This is a genomic window from Faecalibacterium sp. BCRC 81149 (assembly GCF_022750605.1).
Taxonomy (GTDB): Bacteria; Bacillota; Clostridia; order Oscillospirales; family Ruminococcaceae; genus Faecalibacterium; species Faecalibacterium duncaniae.
In genome coordinates this window covers 1-24,851 of the sequence record NZ_QXJA01000022.1, presented here as the reverse complement: position 1 = coordinate 24,851, position 24,851 = coordinate 1, and the positions used below count along the sequence as shown (strand labels likewise).

22 protein-coding genes and 2 pseudogenes are annotated in these 24,851 nt (G+C 50.5%); 19 read left to right on the top strand and 5 right to left on the bottom strand.

The features are described 5' to 3' along the window. From D3F01_RS15005 to D3F01_RS14925, 17 genes and pseudogenes are all read left to right on the top strand, one after another. A partial coding sequence (locus tag D3F01_RS15005; RefSeq protein ID WP_242889482.1) for a DUF6017 domain-containing protein occupies window positions 1-462 on the top strand: 462 nt, incomplete at its 5' end. A gap of 100 nt (window positions 463-562) precedes the next feature. Beyond that, complete coding sequence (locus D3F01_RS15000; protein WP_117554720.1) at window positions 563-1,033, top strand: PcfB family protein; 471 nt, start codon at window positions 563-565, stop codon at window positions 1,031-1,033. Continuing rightward, a pseudogene (locus tag D3F01_RS14995) lies at window positions 1,030-2,568 on the top strand (type IV secretory system conjugative DNA transfer family protein); the annotation flags it as partial. The gene D3F01_RS15000 and the pseudogene D3F01_RS14995, both read left to right, overlap by 4 nt. A gap of 212 nt (window positions 2,569-2,780) precedes the next feature. Further along, a complete protein-coding gene (locus tag D3F01_RS14990) occupies window positions 2,781-3,305 on the top strand; it encodes an RNA polymerase sigma factor (RefSeq protein ID WP_242889481.1) in 525 nt (174 codons plus the stop codon). Window positions 3,306-3,309: 4 nt separating this feature from the next. Next, a complete protein-coding gene (locus D3F01_RS14985; protein WP_097793292.1) occupies window positions 3,310-4,074 on the top strand; it encodes a hypothetical protein in 765 nt (254 codons plus the stop codon). Beyond that, window positions 4,055-4,933 (top strand): ABC transporter ATP-binding protein, encoded by an 879-nt coding sequence (locus tag D3F01_RS14980; protein WP_217296218.1) that lies wholly within the window; start codon window positions 4,055-4,057, stop codon window positions 4,931-4,933. Before D3F01_RS14985 ends, D3F01_RS14980 begins: the two co-directional genes overlap by 20 nt. After that, on the top strand, window positions 4,930-6,153 hold the full coding sequence (locus tag D3F01_RS14975) for an ABC transporter permease (RefSeq protein ID WP_117930184.1): 1,224 nt from the start codon (window positions 4,930-4,932) through the stop codon (window positions 6,151-6,153). The genes D3F01_RS14980 and D3F01_RS14975 overlap by 4 nt, the downstream gene beginning before the upstream one ends. Before the next feature lie 254 nt (window positions 6,154-6,407). Continuing rightward, a pseudogene (locus D3F01_RS14970) lies at window positions 6,408-7,112 on the top strand (PrgI family protein); the annotation flags it as partial. After that, window positions 7,109-8,005 (top strand): DNA (cytosine-5-)-methyltransferase, encoded by an 897-nt coding sequence (gene dcm, locus D3F01_RS14965; protein ID WP_242889480.1) that lies wholly within the window; start codon window positions 7,109-7,111, stop codon window positions 8,003-8,005. The pseudogene D3F01_RS14970 and the gene dcm, both read left to right, overlap by 4 nt. Next, complete coding sequence (locus tag D3F01_RS14960; protein ID WP_242889477.1) at window positions 8,002-9,987, top strand: C40 family peptidase; 1,986 nt, start codon at window positions 8,002-8,004, stop codon at window positions 9,985-9,987. Before dcm ends, D3F01_RS14960 begins: the two co-directional genes overlap by 4 nt. An 18-nt stretch (window positions 9,988-10,005) precedes the next feature. Beyond that, a complete protein-coding gene (locus tag D3F01_RS14955; protein ID WP_156071689.1) occupies window positions 10,006-10,257 on the top strand; it encodes a DUF4315 family protein in 252 nt (83 codons plus the stop codon). Then, window positions 10,247-10,969 (top strand): DUF4366 domain-containing protein, encoded by a 723-nt coding sequence (locus tag D3F01_RS14950; RefSeq protein WP_242889475.1) that lies wholly within the window; start codon window positions 10,247-10,249, stop codon window positions 10,967-10,969. Before D3F01_RS14955 ends, D3F01_RS14950 begins: the two co-directional genes overlap by 11 nt. Beyond that, window positions 10,966-13,038 carry a DNA topoisomerase 3 gene (locus tag D3F01_RS14945; RefSeq protein WP_242889473.1) on the top strand — a complete coding sequence of 691 codons (2,073 nt, stop codon included), beginning with the start codon at window positions 10,966-10,968 and terminating at the stop codon, window positions 13,036-13,038. Before D3F01_RS14950 ends, D3F01_RS14945 begins: the two co-directional genes overlap by 4 nt. Window positions 13,039-13,132: 94 nt before the next feature. Then, complete coding sequence (locus tag D3F01_RS14940; protein ID WP_242889471.1) at window positions 13,133-16,327, top strand: YodL domain-containing protein; 3,195 nt, start codon at window positions 13,133-13,135, stop codon at window positions 16,325-16,327. A gap of 21 nt (window positions 16,328-16,348) precedes the next feature. Further along, window positions 16,349-17,275: a hypothetical protein gene (locus tag D3F01_RS14935; RefSeq protein ID WP_347568009.1), complete on the top strand. Its 927-nt coding sequence runs from the start codon at window positions 16,349-16,351 to the stop codon at window positions 17,273-17,275. 3 nt (window positions 17,276-17,278) lie between these two features. Then, window positions 17,279-17,479 carry a transposon-transfer assisting family protein gene (locus tag D3F01_RS14930; RefSeq protein ID WP_242889469.1) on the top strand — a complete coding sequence of 67 codons (201 nt, stop codon included), beginning with the start codon at window positions 17,279-17,281 and terminating at the stop codon, window positions 17,477-17,479. Between the two features lie 121 nt (window positions 17,480-17,600). Next, complete coding sequence (locus D3F01_RS14925) at window positions 17,601-19,235, top strand: hypothetical protein (RefSeq protein WP_242889461.1); 1,635 nt, start codon at window positions 17,601-17,603, stop codon at window positions 19,233-19,235. A 77-nt stretch (window positions 19,236-19,312) separates the two neighbouring features. Here D3F01_RS14925 and D3F01_RS14920 read toward each other — a convergent pair whose 3' ends face one another. The 5 genes from D3F01_RS14920 to D3F01_RS14900 form a co-directional block, all read right to left on the bottom strand. After that, the gene (locus D3F01_RS14920; protein ID WP_242889459.1) at window positions 19,313-20,158 is read right to left on the bottom strand and encodes a nucleotidyl transferase AbiEii/AbiGii toxin family protein; all 846 of its coding nucleotides are present in this window, start codon (window positions 20,156-20,158) and stop codon (window positions 19,313-19,315) included. Beyond that, the gene (locus tag D3F01_RS14915) at window positions 20,155-20,748 is read right to left on the bottom strand and encodes a type IV toxin-antitoxin system AbiEi family antitoxin domain-containing protein (protein WP_242889457.1); all 594 of its coding nucleotides are present in this window, start codon (window positions 20,746-20,748) and stop codon (window positions 20,155-20,157) included. Before D3F01_RS14915 ends, D3F01_RS14920 begins: the two co-directional genes overlap by 4 nt. Before the next feature lie 121 nt (window positions 20,749-20,869). Beyond that, window positions 20,870-22,198: a relaxase/mobilization nuclease domain-containing protein gene (locus D3F01_RS14910; RefSeq protein ID WP_242889455.1), complete on the bottom strand. Its 1,329-nt coding sequence runs from the start codon at window positions 22,196-22,198 to the stop codon at window positions 20,870-20,872. Continuing rightward, entirely contained in the window at window positions 22,159-22,488 is a 330-nt protein-coding gene (gene mobC / locus D3F01_RS14905; RefSeq protein WP_117526957.1) for a plasmid mobilization relaxosome protein MobC, read from the bottom strand. The genes D3F01_RS14910 and mobC overlap by 40 nt, the downstream gene beginning before the upstream one ends. A 191-nt stretch (window positions 22,489-22,679) precedes the next feature. Next, entirely contained in the window at window positions 22,680-23,048 is a 369-nt protein-coding gene (locus tag D3F01_RS14900; protein WP_097771861.1) for a helix-turn-helix transcriptional regulator, read from the bottom strand. Between the two features lie 219 nt (window positions 23,049-23,267). Between D3F01_RS14900 and D3F01_RS14895 the strand changes: the two genes are divergently transcribed. Further along, window positions 23,268-23,960, top strand: a complete 693-nt coding sequence (locus D3F01_RS14895) for a response regulator transcription factor (RefSeq protein WP_242889453.1) — start codon at window positions 23,268-23,270, stop codon at window positions 23,958-23,960. Continuing rightward, a partial coding sequence (locus tag D3F01_RS14890; protein ID WP_242889451.1) for a HAMP domain-containing sensor histidine kinase occupies window positions 23,957-24,851 on the top strand: 895 nt, incomplete at its 3' end. The genes D3F01_RS14895 and D3F01_RS14890, both read left to right, overlap by 4 nt.

The following is a 24,851-nucleotide window of genomic DNA, read 5'->3' as shown; positions in this document are numbered from 1 at the left end:
CATTCCCCAAACCCCTTGCCTTTGGACGAGGACGAGGCAGCGGCACCGCCGCCGGAACGGACAGGAAGCCGAAAGGAAACGGCCTATCAAATCTACCGGGACCTGATTTTGGAGAACATCGAGTATGACACCCTCACCCAGAATCCCCGGATAGACCGGGAACAGCTGGACGAAATCGTGGACATCCTGCTGGAAACGGTCTGCACTTCCCGCAAGTCCATCCGGGTGGCCGGGGACGATTACCCGGCAGAGCTGGTCAAGGCCAAGTTCCTGAAACTGGACAGCCATCACATCGAGTTCGTCATGGACTGCCTGCGGGATAACACCACCAAAGTCCGCAACATCAAGCAATACCTGCGGGCCATGCTTTTTAACGCGCCCAGCACCATCAACAGCTACTATGCGTCCCTTGTGGCGCACGATATGGCGCAGCCCGATTGGGGCCGCCCGCCCAACACCTGACCGAAAGGAGTACCCATCCATGAGAACCCTTTACCTGCGGCGGCTGGTGGTTCCACCCTAGCCGCTGCTTTTCCGACTACTTCCCAAGGAGGGATGCTGAATGCAGGAAGAAGTCACCCAGAAAACCATTGCCCTGTCCATGAAAACGGGCAAGCTCACTGCCCAAGCGCTGCAAGCTGCGCTGAAAAAATACTTGCAGCACCGGGCCAAGGGGCCAAAGCTGCATCACGGCAAGCAAAGCCTGAAACAGCTGAAAGCCCACGGCGCGTCCCTGACCAACATTGAAGTCACGGAGGCGAACATCGGGGCGTTCAAGCCCTGCGCCAAGAAGTACGGCGTGGACTTTACCTTGCGCAAGGACAAGACCACCCAGCCGCCCCATTACATCGTGATCTTCAAGGCCAAGGATGCGGACAATCTGGAACAGGCGTTCCGGGAGTTCACGGCCAAAACGCTCACCAAGGAGCAGCGGCCCTCTATCCGCAAGGTGCTGGCAGCAGCCAAGCAGAAAGCCGCCCAGCAGCCGAAACGCGCCAAAGAAAAAATCAAGCAAAGGGGGTTAGAGCGATGAAGCCTGAACTGAAAAAACTGCTGGTGCTGAACCTGCCGTATCTGCTGTTCGTGTACCTGTTCGCCAAATGCGGGCAGGCGTACCGTCTGGCGGCGGGCGCGGATGCTTCGGCAAAGCTGCTCCACCTGACGGGCGGCATCTCTGCCGCCTTTGCAAACCCGCTGCCCAGCCTGCATCCGTTTGACCTCTGCATAGGCCTTGCCGGGGCGGTGGCTGTCCGGCTCATCGTATACAGCAAGGGCAAGAACACCAAGAAGTACCGCAAGGGCGAAGAATACGGCTCTGCCCGGTGGGGCACTGCCAAAGACATTGCCCCGTACATCGACCCCAAGTTTGAAAACAACATCCTGCTGACCCAGACCGAACGCCTGACCATGACTGGGCGGCCCAAAGACCCTAAGACGGCCCGGAACAAGAATGTGCTGGTGATCGGCGGCTCCGGCAGCGGCAAGACACGCTTCTATGTGAAGCCCAACCTCATGCAATGCTTTCCCACGTCTGATTATCCCACCTCATTCGTAGTCACAGACCCGAAAGGCACACTGGTTCTCGAAACAGGCCAACTGTTCCAGCGGGCGGGCTACCGGGTGAAAATCCTGAACACGATAAACTTTTCCAAGTCTATGAAGTACAACCCGTTTGTCTACATCCACTCGGAAAAAGACGTGCTGAAGCTGGTGAATACCCTTATCGCTAACACCAAAGGCGAGGGTGAAAAATCAGCAGAAGATTTTTGGGTGAAGTCGGAACGGCTGTTCTACACCGCACTCATTGGCTACATCTGGTACGAGGCCCCGGCAGAGGAAATGAACTTCACCACCCTGCTGGAAATGATAAATGCCAGTGAAGCCCGCGAGGACGACCCGGAGTTTCAAAGCCCAGTGGACCTCATGTTTGAGCGGCTGGAACAAAAAGACCCGGACCACTTCGCCGTCCGGCAGTACAAAAAGTTTCTGCTGTCAGCGGGCAAGACCCGTTCCTCCATCCTGATAAGCTGCGGTGCCCGTTTAGCCCCATTTGACATCCGGGAGGTGCGGGAGCTGATGGAGAACGATGAAATGGAGCTGGACACCATCGGGGATGAAAAGACCGTGCTGTTTTTGATTATGAGCGACACGGACACCACCTTCAACTTCATTCTTGCCATGCTCCAAAGCCAGCTTATCAACCTGCTGTGTGACCGTGCGGATGATAAATACGGTGGTCGGCTGCCTGTCCATGTGCGGCTGATTCTGGACGAGTTCGCCAACATCGGGCAGATACCCAACTTCGACAAGCTGATCGCCACCATCCGCAGCCGGGAAATCTCGGCATCCATCATTTTGCAGAGCCAGTCGCAGCTGAAAGCCATCTACAAAGATGCGTCCGAAATCATTTCGGACAACTGCGATTCTGTTCTCTTTTTGAGTGGGCGGGGCAAGAACGCCAAAGAGATCTCCGATGCGCTGGGGAAAGAGACCATCGACAGTTTCAACACCAGCGAGAACCGGGGTTCTCAAACCTCCCACGGACTGAACTATCAAAAATTAGGAAAGTCTTTGCCACAATGTCAAGTGATGAATTGGTGTCAAATTATCTATCTTGAAGCTATAAGGGCAATTCAATATAATAAATAGGTATAAGCAATCTATCTGGAAAAAATTTTTATAAAAAATGAAGCCACACTATCTTTTTACAGTGTTCATTCGTTATACATGGTAGAAAGAGAAATGCGCATTGACTTTCAATAACGGGAAAGGAGGATTTCGTGGATATAGATTTTTTGTTGCTACAAAGAATGAAGCATGGAGACGAAAATGCTTTTAATGTATTTGTTCGCAAATACTATAAGGAAATATTGAACTATTGTAACTATCATTGCCCTGATACATCAACCGCAGAAGATTTAACACAGGAAACTTTTTTGCGCTTTTTCGAGAAATTGTCTGACTACCGTTATATGGGAAAAACCAAAAATTATTTGTATACGATTGCTGGAAATCTTTGCAGGGATTCCTATAAAAAAATCCGAGAAAGTTTGTTAGAGGAACAGTCTTTAGAAATTCAAGATTGTTTACATCCCCCTGAAACAGACGAGCTTCTTAACAGGCTGACGATTAAGGCAGCTCTGGATAGATTACCCGCTGAATTAAGGGAAGTTATTATCTTGTATTACTTTCAGGAACTGAAACTTACAGAAATATCCAGCACCTTACAAATAGGTTTGCCATTAGTAAAATACCGGGTAAAACAGGCAAAAACACATTTAGAAAGACTGCTAAGGGAGGAGTGATTTTGTGAATATTGAAGAACAACTCAAAAGGTATCGGGAAAATCAGAATATTATTCCTGATGAACAGCACATAAAAGAAACCGTAAGAAAATCAATAGAAAGTTATTGCTCCGTTGAGCAGGAAAAGCAACTAACGTATTGGGAATTTTTATGGACAGAGTTACATCTTATACGCAAGCGGTGGTGGCTGCTGCAAATGCTTTTGTTATGGACTGCTGCAACCCTTTTGCCATATCTTTTAGACAATAGGTATGTGATAAGAATGTTAGGTATGATAGGGGTACTCTTTATTGTTTTGATGATACCGGAATTTTGGAAAAACAAATCTTGTGACTGTATGCAGATAGAAGCGACCTGCCTTTATTCATTGCGACAGATATATGCAGCCAGAATCTTTCTATTTGGAATTGTCGATTTATTTATGATAAGCCTGTTTTGTATCACACTTAGAGGAAGTGTCAATCTCGCGCTATCAGAAATTGTCATCCAGTTTTTGTTTCCAGCCGTGGTGACTGCTTGCATTTGCTTTGGTACGTTGTGCAGCAATAGTCGTGTAAATGAGGGAACTTCTATTATTCTCTGCCTGTTATGGAGCGGAATATGGTGGTTCATTATCAATAACGAAACCATTTACGTTCTCATTACACTTCCGGTTTGGTATGCTTTGTTTGGAACTGCTGTTGTTTTTCTGATTGGTGCAATTTATAAAACCATATTTGATTGTAATAAATTTTGGGAGGTGGATTTAAGTGGAACTACAATTAGTTAATCTGACAAAAGAGTTTGGAAATTTTCGAGCAGTAAACAACCTGAATCTTACGATTTCAAATGGTGTGTATGGACTTTTAGGTGTCAATGGTGCTGGAAAAACCACTTTAATGAAAATGATATGCTCACTGCTGACCCCTACAAGTGGAAAGATATTATGTGACGGGCAGGATATTGGGGGAATGGGCGGCGAGTACCGGAATCTTTTAGGATATTTGCCGCAGGAATTTGGATTTTATCCGGAATTTACGGTAAAGGATTATCTTTTATACATTGCAGCCTTAAAAGGGATTCGCCCGATTGTGGCAAAGAAAAAAGTAAACAAACTACTTGCACAGGTAGGACTTTCCAAAGCTGCTAATAAAAAAATGCGGAAATTATCCGGAGGCATGAAACGTCGGGCTGGCATTGCACAAGCGATACTGAATGACCCTAAAATTTTGATTTTGGATGAACCAACTGCCGGACTTGACCCCGCAGAAAGAATACGTTTTCGCAATCTAATCAGTGAGCTGTCAGAAAACCGTATTGTTATATTATCTACTCACATTGTTTCGGATGTGGAGTATATTGCAAAGGATATTTGGCTTATGAAAGACGGTAAGATTTTGCAGCAAGGGAATTTAGATGAAATCGTATCTTCCATGCCGCAAAAAGTATGGGCTTGTCAGACTTCCCATGAAAAAGCAGCAAAGTTGATGAAACAATATAAAGTATCTAATATGAAATCAGAAAATGGTACTGTTGAATTACGAATTATTTCTGCCAGGCAGCCGCTTGAACATGCAAGACTTGTGCGCCCTAATTTAGAAGACGTCTTTTTGTATTATTTTGGAGAAAAGGATGGTGACATGGAATGATTCGATTTGAAATAAAAAAGATATTTTCAAAAACTGCAAATAAAATCGGCCTGATCGTATTGCTGGCAGCCATCGCTGTTACTTGCTATTTTGCAATATCTTCCATGGACTATGTGGATGAGGAGGGGGATACACACACAGGAATTGCGGCAGCAAGGTACTTGCGTGATACAAAAGCGGAATGGGAAGGCCTGATCACAGAAGATGTGCTTCGAGAGGTCATTCGGCAAAATCGGCTAATCAACGAAACCTATCCTGACAGCCCGACAGATATTAAAACCAGCAACATTGGCTATTCCAAAAAACAGGGATTTTCTGATATTAGGGATTTAATTAACTCTGGATTTTCCGAGTTCCGAGAACATAATTACTATCGGGCAGACAGCTTATCAGAGGATGAGGTTGGAAAGCTTTATGATAACCGTATCTTAAATCTGGAGAAATGGCTTAATTCTGATGAAGCAAAAGACCAATTCAGTGAAAAGGAAAAAGCATTTCTGGTTAGTCAATATCAAAAACTGGAGACTCCTTTTTATTATGAATATGCAGGCGGTTTTACTGCTGCTTTGGACTATGCACCCACAATCATTATGCTGACCGTTTTGATTATGAGTTTCTTTGTAGCAGGTATCTTTTCAAACGAATTTGGGTGGAAAGCGGATTCTGTTTTCTTTTCCGCAAGGTATGGCAGAAATAGGGGGACTTTTTCTAAAATAGCGGCTGGGTTGATTGTTATTACCGGAGTTTACTGGTTGGTAATTCTGATATATTCCGCAGTAGTATTTAGTGTTGCAGGTATTGGCGGTGCAAATTGTGTTATTCAGACAAGCTGGGCTTTCTGGAAAAGTTTTTACAATATTACCTATTTGCAGGCATACCTCTTAACCGTGATTGGTGGATATGTGGGAGCATTATTCATTTTAGCTGTTTCCATGCTGGTATCTGCCAAGACACATACAACTGTTTTAGCTGTTACAATTCCATTTGTACTGTTATTCATTCAATCCTTTTTGGGTGGATTTTCAGTATTATCAGATGTATTAGGACTTTTGCCAGACCAGCTCTTGCAGATAAATATGGCAATTAAAACCTTTACTCTTTATGAAATTGGTGGGAAAGTGATAGGATCAGTTCCGATTATTTTAACAATTTATTCCGTTCTATTCCTTATTATTTTACCTGTTCTGTATCAGGTATATCGAAAAACAGAAATAAAGTAAAAAGCGAGTGAAAAGCTAACTTGAAACTTTAAGCAATTTATGAGGTATTGATAAGGAAAAGAAAATCAAACAAATATAATAAGCCCGTCTGAAAGATAATCTGAACCGGTCCGTAAAAAGTAGACAATAGATAAAAAGCCTCCCCGTGTAGGATAATAGAACTACACGAGGAGGTTTTGCTATGTCCAGAAAATATATAAAGATCGACGAGTATGGCAAACAGATTTTAGAGATGAAAGCCCGAGGGAAAACCAGCCGTGAAAGCCATCTACCGCCCCTATCTGGCAAACCCCTGCCCGGAGAATATGCCGATTTTGTCTGACCTCCACCAAGCCCTGCTCGACCAGCATTTGCCGGAAGCGGACCGGGTGGCGCAGGCACTCGACCTGTATGTGTCCGGCTCGCTGAATGTGTTTAATCACAAAACGAATGTGGACATCCACAACCGGCTTGTGGCCTTTGACATCAGAGAGTTAGGCAAGCAGTTAAAAAAATTGGGGATGCTCATTATCCAAGACCAGATATGGGGCCGCGTCACCCAGAACCGCAGCCAAGGCCGCGCCACATGGTATTTTGCAGACGAGTTCCACCTTTTGCTGAAAGAAGAACAGACCGCCGCGTATAGTGCCGAGATTTGGAAACGCTTCCGCAAATGGGGCGGCGTGCCCACGGGCGCCACCCAGAATGTGAAGGACCTTCTTTCTTCCCCGGAGATCGAGAACATTCTGGAAAACAGCGACTTCATCACGCTGCTGAATCAGGCATCCGGCGACCGCAAAATCCTGTCGGAACGGCTGAACCTCTCCGCAGACCAGCAGAAGTACATCGACAATTCGGAACCGGGCGAAGGACTGCTGATTTTTGAAAACGTGGTGCTTCCGTTTTCCAACCCCATCCCGAAAAACACCCAGCTCTATAAGATCATGACCACCCGGCTCAGTGAGGTAGTGGAGCTATGAGCCTAACACATTTCAGCTTGTTTTCCGGCATCGGCGGCATCGACCTTGCCGCAGAAGCGGCGGGTTTTACTTCGGTCTGTCAATGCGAGTGGGCGGCGTTTCCTGCCGCTGTGCTGGCAAGCCACTGGCCGGAGGTGCCCCGCTTTCAGGACATCACCACCGTAACAAAGGAGGCTTTCTTTGAAAAAACAGGACTTCACACCGTCACCCTCATTTCAGGTGGCTTCCCGTGCCAGCCGTTCTCCACCGCAGGGCGGCAGCGCGGCTTCTACGATGAACGCTATTTGTGGCCCGAAATGCTGCGCGTTATCCGGGAATTGCAGCCCCGTTGGGTGCTTGGAGAAAATGTTGCTGGCTTCCTCCGTATGGGGCTCGACAAAACGCTCATTGACTTGGAGCAGGCAGGTTACGATGTTCGGGTTTTCGTATTACCTGCTGCTGCCGTTGGCGCGTGGCACGAACGGAAACGGGTATTCATCATCGGCTCCGCTGCTTCCCACACCCCTTGCCAGCGACACCGGGGATGTGGGCAAGGGGCTGGACATCCAAATCTCTGCGAATGGCAGTTACCGCAAGATGAACAAGGATGGCAAGGCGTGGACGGCGCGGCTTTCCCATGTAGTCTACCGGATGACCCCCACCACGCTGGAAAAGCCCTACCTCAACCCGGACTGGGTAGAGTGGCTGATGGGTTTCCCGCGCAAATGGACGGACATTTCCTTTGGGCCGAAGAACCCGCCGACATCTCGCGCCTGACCGAAGATGTGCCGAACCGCAGCAAGCGGATGAAAACACTGGGCAATGCAGTTTCGCCGCCGCAGGTATTCCCGATTCTCAAATACATTGCGGACATTGAAACGGGCCGCTGTCCGATGGGAGATGAAGAACTTTGAAAGAATTGCAGGCGAAAGCCAAAGTCACCCAGACCATGACCCGTGATGGTCTGGTGATGGAAAATCAGGCCACTGGTACTGTTGAGAACGTTTCTACTCGTGAAGCAGAACGGGATTACTCCACGGATGCCGAGGGCAAGGCCGAAAAAATTCTGGAACGGGCCGAGGACATCAAGGACGGGCATAAAAATAAAAAGAAAGCGAAAAAGGCAGCAGAAACAGCGGCCACCGCCGAAAGTGAAGATGGTCTGCACCGTTCCGCTGCCCGTTTGGAATTGACCGAGGACGAACGGGCAGACCCGGCGTTGCAGCCGTACATCCACAAGGCGGAAGCAAAGGCCGACAAGCTGGATGCGGCCCGCGCCGCTCTGCCGAAGAAGCGTGTCCCGGTCAAGGAAAAAGTTTACGATGCAGCCAGCGGCAAGGCAAAATCCACCCTGCGGTTTGAGCAGCAGGACAAAGGCCCGCCCAGCCTGAAACCAAACCCAGCCAGCCGCCCGCTGTCGGAAGCATTGCTGTTCGCTCACGGAAAAATCCACGAGGTCGAACACGAAAATGTGGGCGTGGAGGGCGGCCACAAAGGTGAAGAACTGGTGGAGCGTCAGACCGCCAAGGTCATCCGCAGCGGCATCCGGCACCACAAGATGAAGCCCTACAAGGCCGTGGAAAAGGCAGAGCTTCAGCTCATGTCTGCCAATGCAGAATACTTTTACCAGAAATCTTTGCGGGACAATCCGCAGATCGCGCAGTCCGCCAGCAATCCCATTTCCCGGATGTGGCAGAAACAGCGTATCAAGCAACAGTACGCCAAAGTTGCACGGCAGGCCGGCCAAGCCGCCGCGCAGGGTGCAGCCACTACCGCAGAAAATGGTTTCCGGGTAACAAAGCTGGCAGCCGAAGGCGGCGAACGGGTGGCCGAATTTGCTGCCCAGAACTGGAAAACCATTCTGATCGTGGCGGTGTTCGGTCTGCTGGCTCTGCTCTTGATAACGGGCTTGCAGTCCTGCACGGTGATGGCGGGCACCGCTGGGACCGGCGTGACGGCATCTTCTTATTTTTCCAAGGACAAGGATATGCTGGGTGCAGAGAAGGCTTATGCCAAGCTGGAACAAAAGCTGCAACGGTATCTCGACACCTACGAGGCCACCCACAACTATGACGAGTATCATTTTTATCTGGACGAAATCGAGCATGACCCCTATGTGCTGATCTCGATTTTGTCCGCGTTGCATGACGGTGTGTTCACACTGGCCGAGGTGCAGGGTGAACTTGAAATGCTGTTTGAAAAGCAATACATTCTGACCGAGACCGTGACCATGCAGATACGTTACCGTACAAAAATGATGGTCATTATTGGCCCGTATGGCGTGCCGCAAGTTATCACCTACCAAGAACCGTATGAATACTACATCTGCACGGTCAAGCTGAAGAACAAGGATTTATCCCACCTGCCCGTGGAAGTACTGACCGAAGAACAGCTTAGTGCCTATTCGCTCTATATGCGCACGCTGGGCAACCGGCCGGATTTGTTCGGCAAGGCGCAGTACCCCAATGCGTCCACCATCAAGCAGCCCACCTACTACGATATTCCCCCGGAAGTACTAAAGGATGATAGGTTTGCCGCCATGATGGAGGAAGCAACCAAGTACATTGGCTACCCGTATGTGTGGGGCGGCAGTTCTCCCAGCACCAGCTTTGATTGCAGCGGCTACATTTCGTGGGTGCTGAATCACTCCGGCTGGAACGTGGGCCGCCAGACCGCACAGGGCCTTTACAACCTCTGTACTCCTGTTTCGACGGCGCAGGTCAAACCGGGCGACCTTGTGTTTTTCAAGGGCACCTACGATACCCCCGGCGTGAGCCATTGCGGTATCTATGTATGCAATTCCATCATGCTGCACTGCGGCGACCCGATCTCTTACACAAACCTCAACTCAAAATATTGGCAGGAACATTTTTACAGCTATGGGCGTTTACCGTGACGCCAGAAAGGATTTTGTATGGCAAAAAGACTTTCCCGCATTGAGCGCGACATCGAACGGCTCAAAGAAAAAATCAGCGAATACCAGCAGCAGTTGAAAGAACTGGAAGCTGCAAAGACTGAACAGGAAAATTTGCAGATCATTCAGTTGGTGCGCAGCATGAACATGAAACCGGACGAGTTTGCGGCCTTCCTGCGCAGCGGTGCGCTGAATGCCGCACCTACCATCACTCCGTACCACAAACAGGAGGATGCCGCCGATGAAACCTGATTGGAACCGCCGTTTTGCTGCCGGATTGCTGGCCATCCTGCTCTGCCTCTGCTCGTTCTCCATGCCTGTTTTTGCAAGCGGCACTGACCCTGCCCCAGAACCTCTGCCGGAAATTACCGAGGAAGAACCGACTACGGGCGGCATGGAGCCGGAGGGCGTGTCCATCACGCCCAAGGGCAATGCAACACTGGTGGATGATTTTTATGGTGACAAGCAGCTTATTACCGTGACCACCAAAGCCGGGAATTATTTTTACATTCTCATTGACCGCGCCAATGAGGACAAGGAAACCTCTGTCCACTTTCTGAACCAAGTGGACGATGCCGACTTGCTGGCCCTGCTGGATGAAGAACCGCAGGACACCGAGTTCTGCACCTGCACCGTGAAATGTGAGGCCGGGAACGTCAACGAAAACTGCCCCTTGTGTGAAAAGAGCCTGCGCAACTGCACGGCCCCGGAAGCTGTGAAAACTGACACCGAAACGCCGGAGGAAAAGCCGAAGTCCAACATGGGCAGTCTGATAATCCTGCTGGTGCTGGCTCTGGCGGGCGGCGGCGCGGCCCTCTATTATTTCAAGTTCCGCAAACCCAAGGCCGACACCACCGGACACGATGATCTGGACGAGTACGATTTTGGCGAGGACGAGGATGCAGACGAGGAACCGGCTGAAATCGAGATTCATTCGGAGGACGGACAGGAGGATGAAACATGAGTTTTCAGCTGGTGATTGCCGAAAAGCCCAGTGTAGCCCGCAGCATCGCCGCCGTGATCGGGGCCACTGAAAAGCAAAACGGCTATTGGCAGGGCGGCGGGTATCTGGTCAGCTGGTGCATCGGGCATCTGGTGTCCTTTGCCGAGGCGGGCCAGTACGATGAAAAATACTGTAAGTGGCGGTATGAGGATTTGCCCATCCTGCCCCAGCCGTGGCAGTTCATTGTCCCGGACGAGAAGAAACAGCAGTTTGAAGTTCTGCGTGCCCTGCTCAACCGCCCCGATGTGGATAGTGTGACCGCTGCGACCGACGCAGGCCGGGAGGGAGAACTGATTTTCCGCCTTGTCTACCAAATGGCCGGCTGCACGAAACCCGTAAAGCGGCTCTGGATTTCCAGCATGGAGGATGCAGCCATCCGGGAGGGCTTTGCAAACCTGCGCCCGGATTCGGACTACGATGCTCTGTACCAATCGGCCCTCTGCCGCGCAAAGGCAGATTGGTTGGTGGGCATCAATGCAACGCGACTGTTTTCGGTGCTGTATCACAAGACCTTGACCGTGGGCCGAGTGCAGACCCCGACACTGAAAATGCTGGTGGACCGGGATGCAAAAATTCTGCGCTTCCAAAAAGAAAAGTATTACACGGTCGGCATCCAGTCCGGCAGCTTGAAAGCGGACAGTGGGCGCATTTCGGATGCAGAAACCGCAAATTCTCTCAAAGAAAAATGCACAGGCACAACTACCGTTTGTACTTCTGTCAAACGGGAGAAAAAGACAGAACAGCCGCCCAAGCTCTATGACCTGACCACCTTGCAGCGGGAGGCAAACCGCCTGTTCGGTTTTACCGCAAAACAGACCCTTGATTACGCCCAGCAGCTTTACGAAAAGAAACTGCTGACCTATCCCCGCACGGACAGCCAATATCTGACCGAGGACATGGGCCAGACGGTACAACATCTTGTGTCTGACCTGCTGGGGCTGCTGCCCTTTGCCCAAGGGCTTGACTTGACCCCGAAAGTGGACCGGGTGCTGAACAGCAAAAAAGTATCGGACCACCACGCCATCATTCCTACTGCTGAATTTGTAAAACAGGGTTTCACTGGTCTTGTCGAGAGTGAATGCAAGCTGATGAACCTTGTCTGTTCCAAACTGCTCTGCGCGGTGGCCGCGCCCCACGAATACGAAACTGTGACCGCCGTGTTCTCCTGCGCCGGGAACGAGTTTACCACCAAAGGAAAGACAGTGTTTGTTCCCGGCTGGAAAGAAATCGACCAGCGGTTCCGCTCCACCCTGAAAGCAGATACCGAGGAAGAAGTGCTGAACACCCTGTCGGAACTGGCCGAGGGGCAGAGTTTCCGCGTAACTTCTACCGTATCGGAACACTTCACATCCCCGCCGAAAGCCTACACCGAAGATACGCTCCTGTCGGCAATGGAGCGGGCCGGAGCCGAGGATATGCCGGAGGAAGCGGAACGCAAGGGGCTGGGCACACCCGCCACCCGCGCCGCGATTCTGGAAAAATTGGTGCAAATGGGCTTTGTGCAACGCAAGGGCAAACAGCTTGTCCCCACCAAGGACGGCATCAATCTGGCGGTGGTTCTGCCGGAAAGCCTGACCTCTCCCGTCCTGACCGCCGAATGGGAAAACCGCCTGACCGAGATTGCCAAGGGCAATGCAGACGCGGACGAGTTCATGGCCGAAATTGAAGCGCAGGTGCGCCAGCTGGTCAAGACCTATTCCTGCATCAGTGCAGATAAGCAAAACCTGTTCCAGTCGGAACGGGTTATTATCGGCAAGTGTCCCCGATGCGGTGAGAATGTCTACGATGGTAAGAAGAATTTTTACTGCGGGAACCATGGCTGTCAGTTCGTGATGTGGAAGAATGACCGCTTCTTTGAGCAGCGCAAAAAGGCGTTCACACCGAAGATCGCCGCTGCTCTGCTCAAAAACGGTAAGGCAAAGGTCAAGGGCCTCTACTCCGAGAAAACAGGCAAAACCTATGATGCAACGGTGCTTCTGGCAGATACGGGAGGCAAGTACGTCAATTACCGGGTAGAGCGTAAAGAATAAGAAAAACGAGGGCCGGTTATGGTAAGGTGAAGCATTCATTTTGCCATAACCGGCTCTCTCTATCCGTAGGATAGCAAAAAAGGAGTATGACCAAATGAGCGAATTATTTTCCATCCAGCTGCAAAATCGGCAGCAGCAAGGCAGGGATGGCGTCTGGCTGGACCTGCCCACTACAACCGAACAGGTACAAGCGGCCCTGCGGCAAATCGGAATTTCGTCCGATAATCCGCAGGGCCTTTTCATTTCCGGCTATTTTGCCGAGGAAGAAAAGCGTTTTGCCATCCCCTACAACATGGTGCTGGCATCCAATGTGGACGAGCTGAACTTTCTTGCCGCACGGCTGGAAACGCTTTCTGCCGGGGAACGCGCAGAGCTGAACGCCGCTTTGCAAGCCCCGCAGAGTGAGCTTTTCAGCATCGGGAGAATCACCGACTTTCCCGAAAACGTGGACTACTATGTGCATCTGCCGGATGTGCACGGGCCTGCCCAGCTGGGCGACTACTATCTGAATCGCTCCGGCATGGTGGATATGCCGGAAGAATGGAAAGGCGGCATCGACACGGCGCAGTTCGGCCGGTATGTGGCCCAGCAGGAGCAGGGCGTGTTTACCGAGTATGGCTACCTTGTCAAAAGCGGGGATGCGTGGCAGAAAGTCCACGAGGGCCAGCCTGTGCCGGAGGAATACCGGGTACTGTCCTTTCCTGCGCCGGAAGTTTTGCGAGATTCGGCCAACATCCCACCGCCTGTTCAGCCTGAAACGGAACCGCAGAAAGTTATTCCCATTATCCTAAACGGCAAAGACAGCGTAGAGCGCATGAAAGAAATCACGGACCGGTTAGAAACAGGCATCCAACAGCTGTTCGACAGCGACCGCTACAAAGCCTACCTCACCACGATGGCGAAATTCCACAATTACAGCTTCAACAACACCTTGCTGATTGCCATGCAGGGCGGGCAGCTGGTGGCGGGCTTCAACAAGTGGAAAGGTACGTTCCACCGCACCGTAAAGAAAGGCGAAAAGGGCATCAAGATTCTGGCTCCTGCGCCGTACAAGGTCAAGCAGAAGATGGAAAAGCTGGACGAACAGGGCAAGCCGATTCTGGACAAGGACGGCAAGCCGCTGACGGAAGAAAAAACGGTGCAGATTCCGGCGTTCAAGGTGGTGTCTGTGTTCGATGTCAGCCAGACCGAGGGCGAACCGCTGCCCTCTATTGCAGTGAATGAACTGTCCGGCAGCGTGCAGGACTACCAAGATTTTTTCAAGGCGTTGGAGCAGGCATCCCCGGTGCCCATCGGGTTTGAGGACATCGAGGGCGGCGCGCATGGGTACTTTCATCTGCTCGACAACCGCATTGCCATCCAAGAGGGCATGAGCCAGTTACAGACCATCAAGACAGCCATCCATGAGATTGCCCATGCAAAGCTGCACGCCATCGACCCAGACGACCCGGAACAGGCCAACCGCCCGGACAGCCGCACCCGCGAGGTGCAGGCCGAAAGTGTGGCCTATGCCGTCTGCCAGCACTATGGGCTGGACACGTCCGAGTATTCGTTTGGCTATGTAGCTGGGTGGAGTTCCGGCCGGGAACTGGCCGAACTGAAAGCCTCTCTGGAAATTATCCGCAGCGCGGCCCATGAGTTAATCTCCGCGCTGGACGAACATCTGGCAGAACTTCGCCAGCAGCGGGAAGCAGACCTTTCCGCTGCACACGAGGCCGCATTTGCACTGGATAATGGCAATACGCTGTTCATCCAGACCTGTGATTCCGGCTATGACTACACTCTGTATGGCCCGGACCACACGGCTCTGGACGGAGGCCAGCTGGACGCGCCCGGTCTGACCCTGCCAGATGCCGGGCAGGAAGCACTTAATCTGCTGGGGCAGACAGCCGCAGTGTCGGAAGTCCTGTTGGGCGACAAGCTGGCGGCGTTCCAAGAGGCGGCGGAAAAGGCCAACGAAATTCCCGCACCCGTTAAAATTCCAGACCCCGCCGCAGAGCCCACGGTTACGATTTTGTGGAGTGAAAGCGACAAGCTGCAGAACGGCGAAACCATGCCGCTGTCCGTGGCAAATCGTGTTTTTGAAGAACTGGACACCGCTCAGCATACGGAACGGGAAAAGGATGGTTACGAGGGCGGCTGGTACGACAAAACCGCGTTCCGCATTGATTTTACGCTGAACGGCCAGCCCGACAACTACGAGGGACGGCAGGATTTTGGTGACGGGGATGGCTCCTTGATTCAGCACCTCCAGAGTTACCATGAATATTACGCCAAAGATGAAAACTGGAAAAATTTTGTGCTGCACAGCAAGGGCCCGGAAGCGTGGGAGCAGGACAAGGCAGAGCGGGAAATGGTGCTGACCGAGTTTATCCCGTACCTTAAACAGCATTGCAATCTTTCGGCTATGGAGCAGACCGCCGCCACCGCTTTGCAGGAGGGGCAGAACATTTCGCCGGAACAGGCGGCCTATTACAACGCTGTTGTGGCCTATGTGCAGGACTGCCGCCCGCTGCTCAACCAAGGCCGGTATAACTTGCCGGAACCGCCCAAGCTGGCCGACTTCGACCAGAGCTTGCAGAACTACAAGGCGCAGGTGCAGGCCGAGATCGCGCAGGAAGCGGCGACTGCCGGAATGACCGTAGAGGAATACGCAGCGGCAGGTTTTGAGGCACCACAGCAGGACAGCTTTTCCATCTACCAGCTGCGCAATGAAGATTCCACCCGCGATTACCGTTTTGAGCCCTACGACCGCCTGCAGGCTGCCGGTTTGACCGTGGATAAGGCAAACTATATGGAGGTGTATGCCGCGCCGCTGACTGCTGGTACCACGTTGGAGGACATCTACCGCACATTCAATATAGACCATCCAGCAGACTTCAAGGGACACTCGCTGTCTGTTTCGGATGTAGTGGTGCTGCACCAGAATGGGCAGGACACCGCCCACTACTGCGACAGTGTGGGCTTCCAGCAGGTGCCGGAGTTCTTACGGGAAAATCCGCTGCGCACCGCAGAGCTTTCCACCGAACAGAACGAAAACATGATTGACGGTGTGCTGAACAATGCGCCCTCTTTAGGTGAGTTGGAAGCCAAAGCAAAGGCCGGAGAACAAATTTCTCTGACGGACCTTGCCGCCGCAGTCAAGGCCGAGGAAAAGGCACCGAAAGCCAAGAAGTCCCGCACAGCCAAGCCGAAAAAGCCATCAATCCGGGCACAGTTGGATGCCGCAAAAAAGGAGCAGAGCAAGCAAACGCAGCCACGAGAAAAGACAAAGGAATTGGAGGTGTAAACTGTGCAAAAGTTTGAAAATGTGGACGTGATTGCTGCGCTGGAAGCTATCATGCACCAGAACACCGCATACTATCAGAGCGATTTTGCGTATGACATCAAAATGCTGCGGGAAGCCGCCCGCAGCGACCAGCCGGAAGATAAGCTGCTGTTGTGGCTGTCCCGGCCTTCTGGAACATTCTGCTTCCGGGAACGGGATGTGCTGCTCAAAGACACCCAAGCCTACAACACATGGAAATTCTGCGGCGAGCAGACCCACGACAGGATTCTTGCCTATGCGGTGGAGCTGACCGACGCGGCCAACGGAACTGTGCAAGGCAATCTGTATGAACTGGACTATCAGCAGCACTTCCAGCATATCCGGGATGCAGCCCTGCCCGTGGGTGCCAATCGCCTGATCTACGAAAGCGGGATGCGGGAGATTGGCCCGAAAGAGCATTTCGACAGCCGCCCGGATAAATATTTCGGTGAACTCGTACGGTATGAAATGCAGCCCCTTGACCCGGAACTTTTGCAAGCGGCCATCCGGCAGGAGCAGCGCAGTCGAGAACCGGCACGGCCCGGTGATTTCAAAGAACATCTTGCGGCACTGCACACCGGGCTGATTGAGGCCGAGGCCCAGCGCATTGCAACAGATATGAAGCGACTGACTGCTCCCAACAGCCCGGACAAGAATCATTTTATGGTGGAAGTATCGCCCTACTTCACCAAGCTGGCATCCAGCCGGGACACGGATTGGCTGATTGCCATGCTGCCGTACAAATCCCTGCACCTGTCCAGCGTGAAAGACCGTTTCGGCATCTACGCGCTGATTGATATAAACGAGAACCGGGACAAGTGCATTCGCAAGCCCCGCACTTCCATCCGCAAACAGCTTTCCGAAACAAAACAGGCCGCCAGCCCGAAAAAGGAAGCGGCCCGTAGCAAGCAACATGAAATGGAGGTCTGACACATGAATTTCAGCGTAGAAGAAGAAAATTTGATCTGTATGTACCACACTTCTGACCGCCGCCGGACGATGGCGCGGATAATGGCCGCTCTGCCGGACATGGACACGGAAATGCGGCGGCTGGCGAATGGAACCATTGCAAAGTTGGAGCGCATGACCGAAGCCGACTTTGACGGGCAGAGGTTCGATTTTGCGGGCGAGTAAATGAGAGAACGCTGGACATGGCAGCTTACCGGCTGCTGTGTCCAGAACTTTCCAGCTGATTCAAAGATTGACGAATGTCCGAAATTTATGTAAACTAGAAATATGAAAGGCAGGGATTATCATGTTTGGTTGTGTTTTTCATGTAAGACCGTTTTGGGATGAGTTGAACGTACCAAAGCAGAAACTCGAAAGTAGGTATAAAGAGCTTTTTGGAACAGAGAATTTAACGATTGAGGATAGGCAGCAAGCAATAAAACTATTGCTAAGCGTGGTTACACAGCTTCAAAATAAAATTCTCAATAGATTGAAAACTAACAACCCAAATGCAACAGCAAAAATATTGTATAGAATATTAGATGATACATACACTCTTTATACGAGAGAACGAGAATCAAGAGAACGGTTGTCAACATTTCCGATGGCTGACGCGGATATGGAAATCGCATACCGAAAAAATGCAAACATTGAAAGAAATATTATTGACGCGCTAAACCTTTGGATAGAAAATTGTTTACTTTATCAAGAAAAAATTCATGCCTCCTATGATGAACGCTCTTTTAAAAAACGTGATGATGAATTTTTAATTGATCTTTATATTTATGGCTACGCTTCAAAATCAGTATCATTGTTGACTTTCTGTAAAAAATTTCCCGAAAGAAATTTCTTTTATGGAATCGAAGTAACACCAAAAGGTACAGAGCCGTTTAATATTTTAAAAGAAAACCATGTTCTTCACTTCAATATCGCTTTAACAGGAAACCAAAGAGCTTTTAATCGAAGTGTTTCCGAATACAATAATGTCGATATAGATGATTTTGGGAAAGCCTTTATTAACGAATATGGCGTATCGTTTAAATCTTTTTTAGGATTGCTATATATTATAATGCAGAAAGAACTAAAAAAGGGCAAGATATCACATATAGTATGGACAAGGTCTGATTTTATTAAGTGGATAAACGGTTGCTTGAATTGTCAGATTTCTGGAGAATCTTTTTTGGAATCTTTTTCGTTAACGAAAGAACGTATATCCAGTCAACTGCTTCAGGGTAATTCTTTTATATGGATTATGAATTCCAATCAATATCGCCATGAACTAAGACCATTTATTTGTTTGGATGACAACACGGTTTTTATTTCTTATGCAGCTATTAGTCAAGCATTTCTACTTTGGAACTCGTACTTTGTAAATGGTGGAATGATTTATTCAAACCATCCTGATACCCTGACTGTTGCAGTCGGAAAAAGGAATGAATTGCTTTCAGAAATTCTCGTGAGTAAAATTCGTGAAAAGCTAAGAAACCATTATAATTCAGAATTTGATGAAGTGGATGTTCAATATGATCGAATCTTTGGAAGAAAAGATTATAATTACGGCGATTATGACCTTGTATTTTACGCTAAAGAGGTCAATGAACTTTTTTTAGTAGAAGCTAAATTCTTTTCAGATTCACTTAACAATGGCGGAATTGTTGCTGACTATGAAAAGATGTTTAAGACAAATGGGTATTACGATCATTGCAGAAAAAGATATGATTTGGTTCTAAGTGAACCAGAAAAGTTAAAATCTTTTGTCGGGATCACCGGAAATGTGGCTGTTCACTTTTTATTTGTTTCATCAAAGCCGCTTGATGTAAACTTTGTAGACGATGATGGTATTGTCACATTTCCCTGCCTTTCAAATTTTGATGAGTATATTGAGGGAAAACTTTTATCTGAAACAGGTGATGAGGTCGTTAGACCTACTCATCTAATTTAATATATCTCTTTATATTTAGAAGAACGCTGGACATGGCAGCTTACCGGCTGCTGTGTCCAGCGTTCTTTTTGTGTCACTTATGCAAGAAATTCATCCATGATCTTCTGGACCGTATTGCAGGTATCGTCAAACGAAATATCCTTTGCATAGTCGTATTCCCTGCTATACTTATTCCATTGTCTGCGGAGAATGTCACTATCCCGGATTTCCTGCATGATCTCCGGATACTGCGTCAGAATCTTTCCGCTGCCGCGCTTTTCCGTTGTCCGTTCCAGTGCCCGCTGCAGCGTTGCCTTATCGCACTCGGCCCCGCGCAGAGCGTACAGAATGTAGATGTCGTAGTAATCTCTCGGACGGGTGTTTGCAATATTGCGGGACAGTACGGTTTCCAGCTTTTCGGCCAGAACTGTTTCGAGATTGTAGGCCAGAACGCTGATTGTGCGGTCATCGAACAGCATTGAAAAGGCGTACTCGATCTCGCGGGGCGTTATCATATCGCCAGTGGTGACATCCACCGTCAGCGGAACGCTGATCGGTGGGTAGTTGGCTTTCAACGACACACGGATTCCGGGATAATCGTCCGTTTCTCGGATATCCGCAACGCCCAGAACTTCAAACTGCACATCATCGTCAATCTGGACTGCACACACATCTTTGAAAATGGAAAGGATAGCCTCATGGGTCAACGTAAAGCCCTTGATGGTCGTGTCCAAATCCATAGTGGCCCGTGTGTCCAGACCAACGATAGCCGAAACCAGAAAGCCGCCTTTGATAATGAAGTTATGCTTATACGGCGAAAGTGAGATGCGTTCCAACAGCCTTTCCAGCATATAGTTCTGCATCACAAGCTGCGCGGAAATATGCTTCTCGGCTGCTTTCTTTTTAATATAGGCTTTTAACTGCATCGGATTTTTTGTAATCATAATAAAATCTCCATGTAGCGCAGAACTTTTGGCTTCACACGAAGTCGCTCTGCGTACTGCATCAATTTGTGAATGTCTTTGTCTTTGGATGCGGCATAACGCTTCATGGCTGCACCCACAATTTGTATATCGCTCCCGCTGCCGCGTAGGATGTCGCACAGCGTCCGTTCCAAATCGTAAACACGAATGGGATTGCCGGATGGCGATTGGATTTCAATAATGCCGAAGTCATAGTTTTCTGGAATAGCGCGCTTGACAATCAAATCCTCTTGCTTTAAGGACGGTGCATTGTAGCCCTTGGGAAAGGTCATAGTGTACCTTGCCGGAGTACGGTCAGAATAGCCCAGCAGATAGAGAGCGGTATCATGTGAATAGATGCCGCGGCTATACTTCCGCTGCAACAGGTAAAAATCATCTTCCCATGCACTGCTCTGTACATACAGGCCACGCCCGAAACGGTACAGTTCCCCGCTCTTGACAAAATCATGCAGATAGCCCCGATGTAAGCCGGCTTTCGTCAACTGTGCGGCCGTAATGATGCCATTGGGGGCAGACTGCACTATTTTTTCTACTTTGCCCATGTTGTTCATGCTATCACCTCACTTGACATTCACACATTATATTATATAGAAATAATGTGTGTTCGTCAACAGCGAATTGACAATCGCACATTATTTTAGTTGAAAGTAATGTGTCGTTGTCAAGTAATGCTTACAGGGTCTTATCCCTCTCCTGCCTGTGATTCTGGAATAGAACACCGTCCACATTCTGCTTGATGATGCCATACTCCTGCATCTGGCGTTTGGCTTCGGCGTACTGCCGCTGCAGCTGGTCTTTCTGCTCGGCCAGTTGCTTATACTCGGCTTTCAGGGTGTAGAGGTCGGGCAGCTTTTGGAAGCCCTGCTTTTTCAGGGCCTTGATTGCGGCCTCATAGAGAATCAGGGTGCCTTCATGCTTGCGCCGGAACTGCTTTTTGTCAGCGGCCCGCTGATACTCCTGCACCAACGGGCGCAGCTCTTTACAGGTGGTGACATCCTTTATCAGCACGGCCATTTCAGCAAGTCGGCGCTCTGCTGCTTTCAATGCGGCGGCAGCTTCGGTGCTGGCGGCGGTGATCTCGGCCACCCGGCTTTCCAAATCCGGGTAGCTTTCGATTTCATGCTCGGTCAGGAAGTTCAGCGTCCGGGCCGCCTGTTTCAGATTGTGGAGTTTTGCCCACTTCTCATACCCTGCGGACTGCTGGGCCTTGATGCTGTTCTCCAAATCAATCCGCAGCGAAATTTTGCGGTTTTCTTTGGGCTTCCGCTCCACGAACCGCCCTTTGATGCGTTCGATGATGGCGTCCTCGGTGTAGGCTTCGCCCAGCGTTTTGCAGCGGGTGAACCGTTCCTGTCCGGGCGCACGGAACGAAACATACTTGCCACGCTTGACCTCGTAGCCCTGCTCCTGCAGGAGCCGCAGAAAATCGTCAAAATCCTTGGCCTGCGGGATGACTGCATCTATGGCAGCTTTCAGCTTTGCCTTCCAGCTTGTGCCCTTGCGGTGTGCGTCCCACTCGGCATAGCTCTTGCCCCGGTCTTGACCGGGCATCACCACGGACAGGCCGTATTCCTTGCATAGCCGATCGCTAGTGCGCCGGATGTAGGCATAACTTTGTCGGTTGGAAACATACTTTCGCTGATTCACCATGTCCACAGCGCAAAAGATAATGTGGTTGTGGACGTGCCCTTTGTCAATGTGCGTAGTTAGCACATAGGGATATTTTCCTTGCAGCACTTCATCTGCAAGCTGTCGGCCAATTTCGTGGGCCTGCTCCGGCGTGGTTTCGCCCGGCGCAAAAGACTGTATCAGGTGGTGGGCCAGATTGTTGCCTTTCTGCATGGCCTGTGACAACAGCAGTTCAAATTCGATGTCTGCGGTTTCGTAGGCACAGGCAAAGGAGGACACCAACATTTTTTCATCCGTCTTGGCCGGATTTTCGATGTAGTCCAGTGCCTTTTTCAGCGTTGACTTGATAGGATGTATCTTTGTAACTGCCATATCTGCGCCAATGCTCCCTTGATGTCCGCAACGTCTTGTGTGTACAGCGGCCCCATGCTGTTCAGCCGCCGCGCGATCTGATTGACGTTGACACCAATCTTTTGCAGTTCGGCGGTCTGCGCCCGGATGTCGGTGGTGTCGATGTGGACAACATAACCATCTATCAGCATCTTCCGGGCGTAGGCAGAAAAATTCCGTGTGTGCAGCAGAGCCATCTTCTGCCGGATAAGTTCCTGTTCCTCCGGCGTCACGGGAACACGCAGAACAATTTTTCGGGTTCGGTTCGCCATAGTTTCACCTCGTTTCTTGGGGGTCTGGGGTACTCCCCAGCAAGCATTTCTGCCGGGAGTGGCTACACTCCCTATGCTTGCTACGTTACCTTTCCCCACTACTATGACACCACAACATCCCCGTTTTGCCCGCAAAATACAAAAAAATAAGAGGACGCTTTTTGCATCCTCTCAATGACCATGTGTGGCAATCAGACACACGCGGGCTCTTTTTCCTGTTCATGGATTCGTAAGGCACCGTCAATGGCACCTTCTACGATGGGTAAGTATTCTTCCGGGCAAAGCTGCAGCTTGTGGCTGACCCGCTGACGTTCCGCACTTTCTTCCCGCATGAGTTCCGGGTTGAAGTACCGCTCCACGGGCAGACCACATATTTTTATCAGCTGAATCACCACCGGCAGGCTGGGCAGCGTGCCTTCGTTTTCGATGTTCGCAAGATACCGGCTGTCACAATGTATCATGTCAGCCAGCGCACTGCGGGAAAGTTGTTTTGCCTTTCGAGCTGCCTTGACATCCGCTCCGAACGTTTCAAAGCCGGGACAGTCCTCGATTTTCGCCATTCTGCATCACCCATATACATTTTATAGTTCATGGACGATTGGCGAAATGATGCAAAGCGCATTGTTGCTAAACTTTATTGTTCATAGTTTGAGCATTGTATTGTAAAGTGGGCTATCCTATAATAAGGAAGAAACCCTTTTTTGAAAAATCCGTCCGCTGTAACATTTCGCGGACATTTGCCTGTTATACTATTTGCAAAAAGAAAAGGAAGTGAGGATGTGAAGCAGATTTTAATTGTCGAGGACGACAGTTTTTTGAATAAGATGTTGGCCTACAACCTGACCGCAGACGGCTACGGCGTGACTTCTGCCCTAAATGCCAGAACCGCCGCCGACGCCATCCGTCAGCGGGAATTTGATTTAGTGCTGCTGGACATCAACCTGCTAGACGGCAACGGTTTTGAGCTGTGCAAGCTGATAAAGCCCCAGCACCCGGACACCATCGTAATATTCCTGACCGCCAACGATCAGGAGAGCGACCAGATACGGGGCTATGAGGTGGGCGCGGTGGACTACATCACAAAGCCCTTTGTGATCGGGGCCTTGCAGCGGAAAATCAAAGCCATGTTCGCCATGCTGGAACACCACAAACCGGCCAAGGACATTTACGACGACGGGCGGCTGTTTCTGGACTTCTCGGAGCAGACGGCTTCCCTAAACGGCAAGCCGCTGACCCTATCCCCGATGGAGTACAAAATGCTGAACCTGTTTCGCAAAAATCCCCGGCAAGTGCTGACCCGTGGGCAGCTTTTGGAAAAGCTGTGGGATATAGACGAGAAGTTTGTGGACGAACACACCCTGACAACCTCCATCAGCCGGATTCGTAGCAAGATTGAAGCCGACGGCGGCGCGCCCTACATCAAGACCGTTTACGGCATGGGCTATCAATGGACGGGAGGCGAGGCAAAATGAAGTTTCAGAACCTCTCGGTAAAGCGGCTGTTTGGCCGGGTGGCAATAGGGCTTGTCCTCTCCATGTCCGGGATCACCATAGCCCTGTTTCTTGTGACAAAACAGATTGCGGTGCTGCTGACAGGCGGGACGCTGCTGCTGTGCGCCCTTGTGGGGATTTTTGTACTGACGCAGGCGTTTGGAAAGCGGCTGTCGCAGTTTACCGCTGACCTGTGCCAGACCTTAGACCACATGATCGCCGGGAATGAAGCGCCCCAGCGGCCAGAGGACAGCGAAACCCAGCTTGCCAGAATCGGACACCGGCTGGCAAGGCTTTACCAGATCATGCAGGAGAACCGCCGCCGGGTGGACGAGGAACGGCAGGAGTTACAGACCCTTGTATCGGATATTTCCCATCAGGTGAAAACGCCGGTAAGCAATCTGAAAATGGCGACGGACACCCTGCTGGAAAAGCCCATGACCGAGGCGGAGCGCACCGACTTTATCCGGGGAATCCGCAGCCAGACGGATAAGCTGGACTTTCTCTTTCAGGCCCTTGTGAAAACCTCCCGACTGGAAACAGGCGTGATCCAGTTGGATAAGAAGCTGGGCCGTCTTTTTGATACTGTGGCGCAGGCCATGAGTGGGATCGTGTATGCGGCGGAGAAAAAGGAAATCGCCGTGTCCGTGGACTGCCCGGAGGATTTGACCGTTTCCCATGACAGCAAGTGGACATCGGAAGCCCTCTTTAACCTGCTGGACAATGCGGTGAAGTACACCCCGGCAGGCGGGAAAATCGCTGTGTCGGTGGTGCTGTGGGAAATGTATGTGGAGATCAAAGTGACCGACACCGGCAAGGGCATTTCCGAAAGCAATCAGGCTGCCATCTTCCGGCGCTTCTATCGTGAGGAAG

Coding starts and splice junctions, on each gene's coding strand:
- D3F01_RS15000 (WP_117554720.1), top strand. CDS start 563: ATGCAGGAAGAAGTCACCCAGAAAACCATTGCCCTGTCCATGAAAACG.
- D3F01_RS14975 (WP_117930184.1), top strand. CDS start 4,930: ATGATTCGATTTGAAATAAAAAAGATATTTTCAAAAACTGCAAATAAA.
- dcm (WP_242889480.1), top strand. CDS start 7,109: ATGAGCCTAACACATTTCAGCTTGTTTTCCGGCATCGGCGGCATCGAC.
- D3F01_RS14955 (WP_156071689.1), top strand. CDS start 10,006: ATGGCAAAAAGACTTTCCCGCATTGAGCGCGACATCGAACGGCTCAAA.
- D3F01_RS14950 (WP_242889475.1), top strand. CDS start 10,247: ATGAAACCTGATTGGAACCGCCGTTTTGCTGCCGGATTGCTGGCCATC.
- D3F01_RS14945 (WP_242889473.1), top strand. CDS start 10,966: ATGAGTTTTCAGCTGGTGATTGCCGAAAAGCCCAGTGTAGCCCGCAGC.
- D3F01_RS14940 (WP_242889471.1), top strand. CDS start 13,133: ATGAGCGAATTATTTTCCATCCAGCTGCAAAATCGGCAGCAGCAAGGC.
- D3F01_RS14930 (WP_242889469.1), top strand. CDS start 17,279: ATGAATTTCAGCGTAGAAGAAGAAAATTTGATCTGTATGTACCACACT.
- D3F01_RS14925 (WP_242889461.1), top strand. CDS start 17,601: ATGTTTGGTTGTGTTTTTCATGTAAGACCGTTTTGGGATGAGTTGAAC.
- D3F01_RS14920 (WP_242889459.1), bottom strand. CDS start 20,158: ATGATTACAAAAAATCCGATGCAGTTAAAAGCCTATATTAAAAAGAAA.
- D3F01_RS14915 (WP_242889457.1), bottom strand. CDS start 20,748: ATGAACAACATGGGCAAAGTAGAAAAAATAGTGCAGTCTGCCCCCAAT.
- D3F01_RS14910 (WP_242889455.1), bottom strand. CDS start 22,198: ATGGCAGTTACAAAGATACATCCTATCAAGTCAACGCTGAAAAAGGCA.
- mobC (WP_117526957.1), bottom strand. CDS start 22,488: ATGGCGAACCGAACCCGAAAAATTGTTCTGCGTGTTCCCGTGACGCCG.
- D3F01_RS14900 (WP_097771861.1), bottom strand. CDS start 23,048: ATGGCGAAAATCGAGGACTGTCCCGGCTTTGAAACGTTCGGAGCGGAT.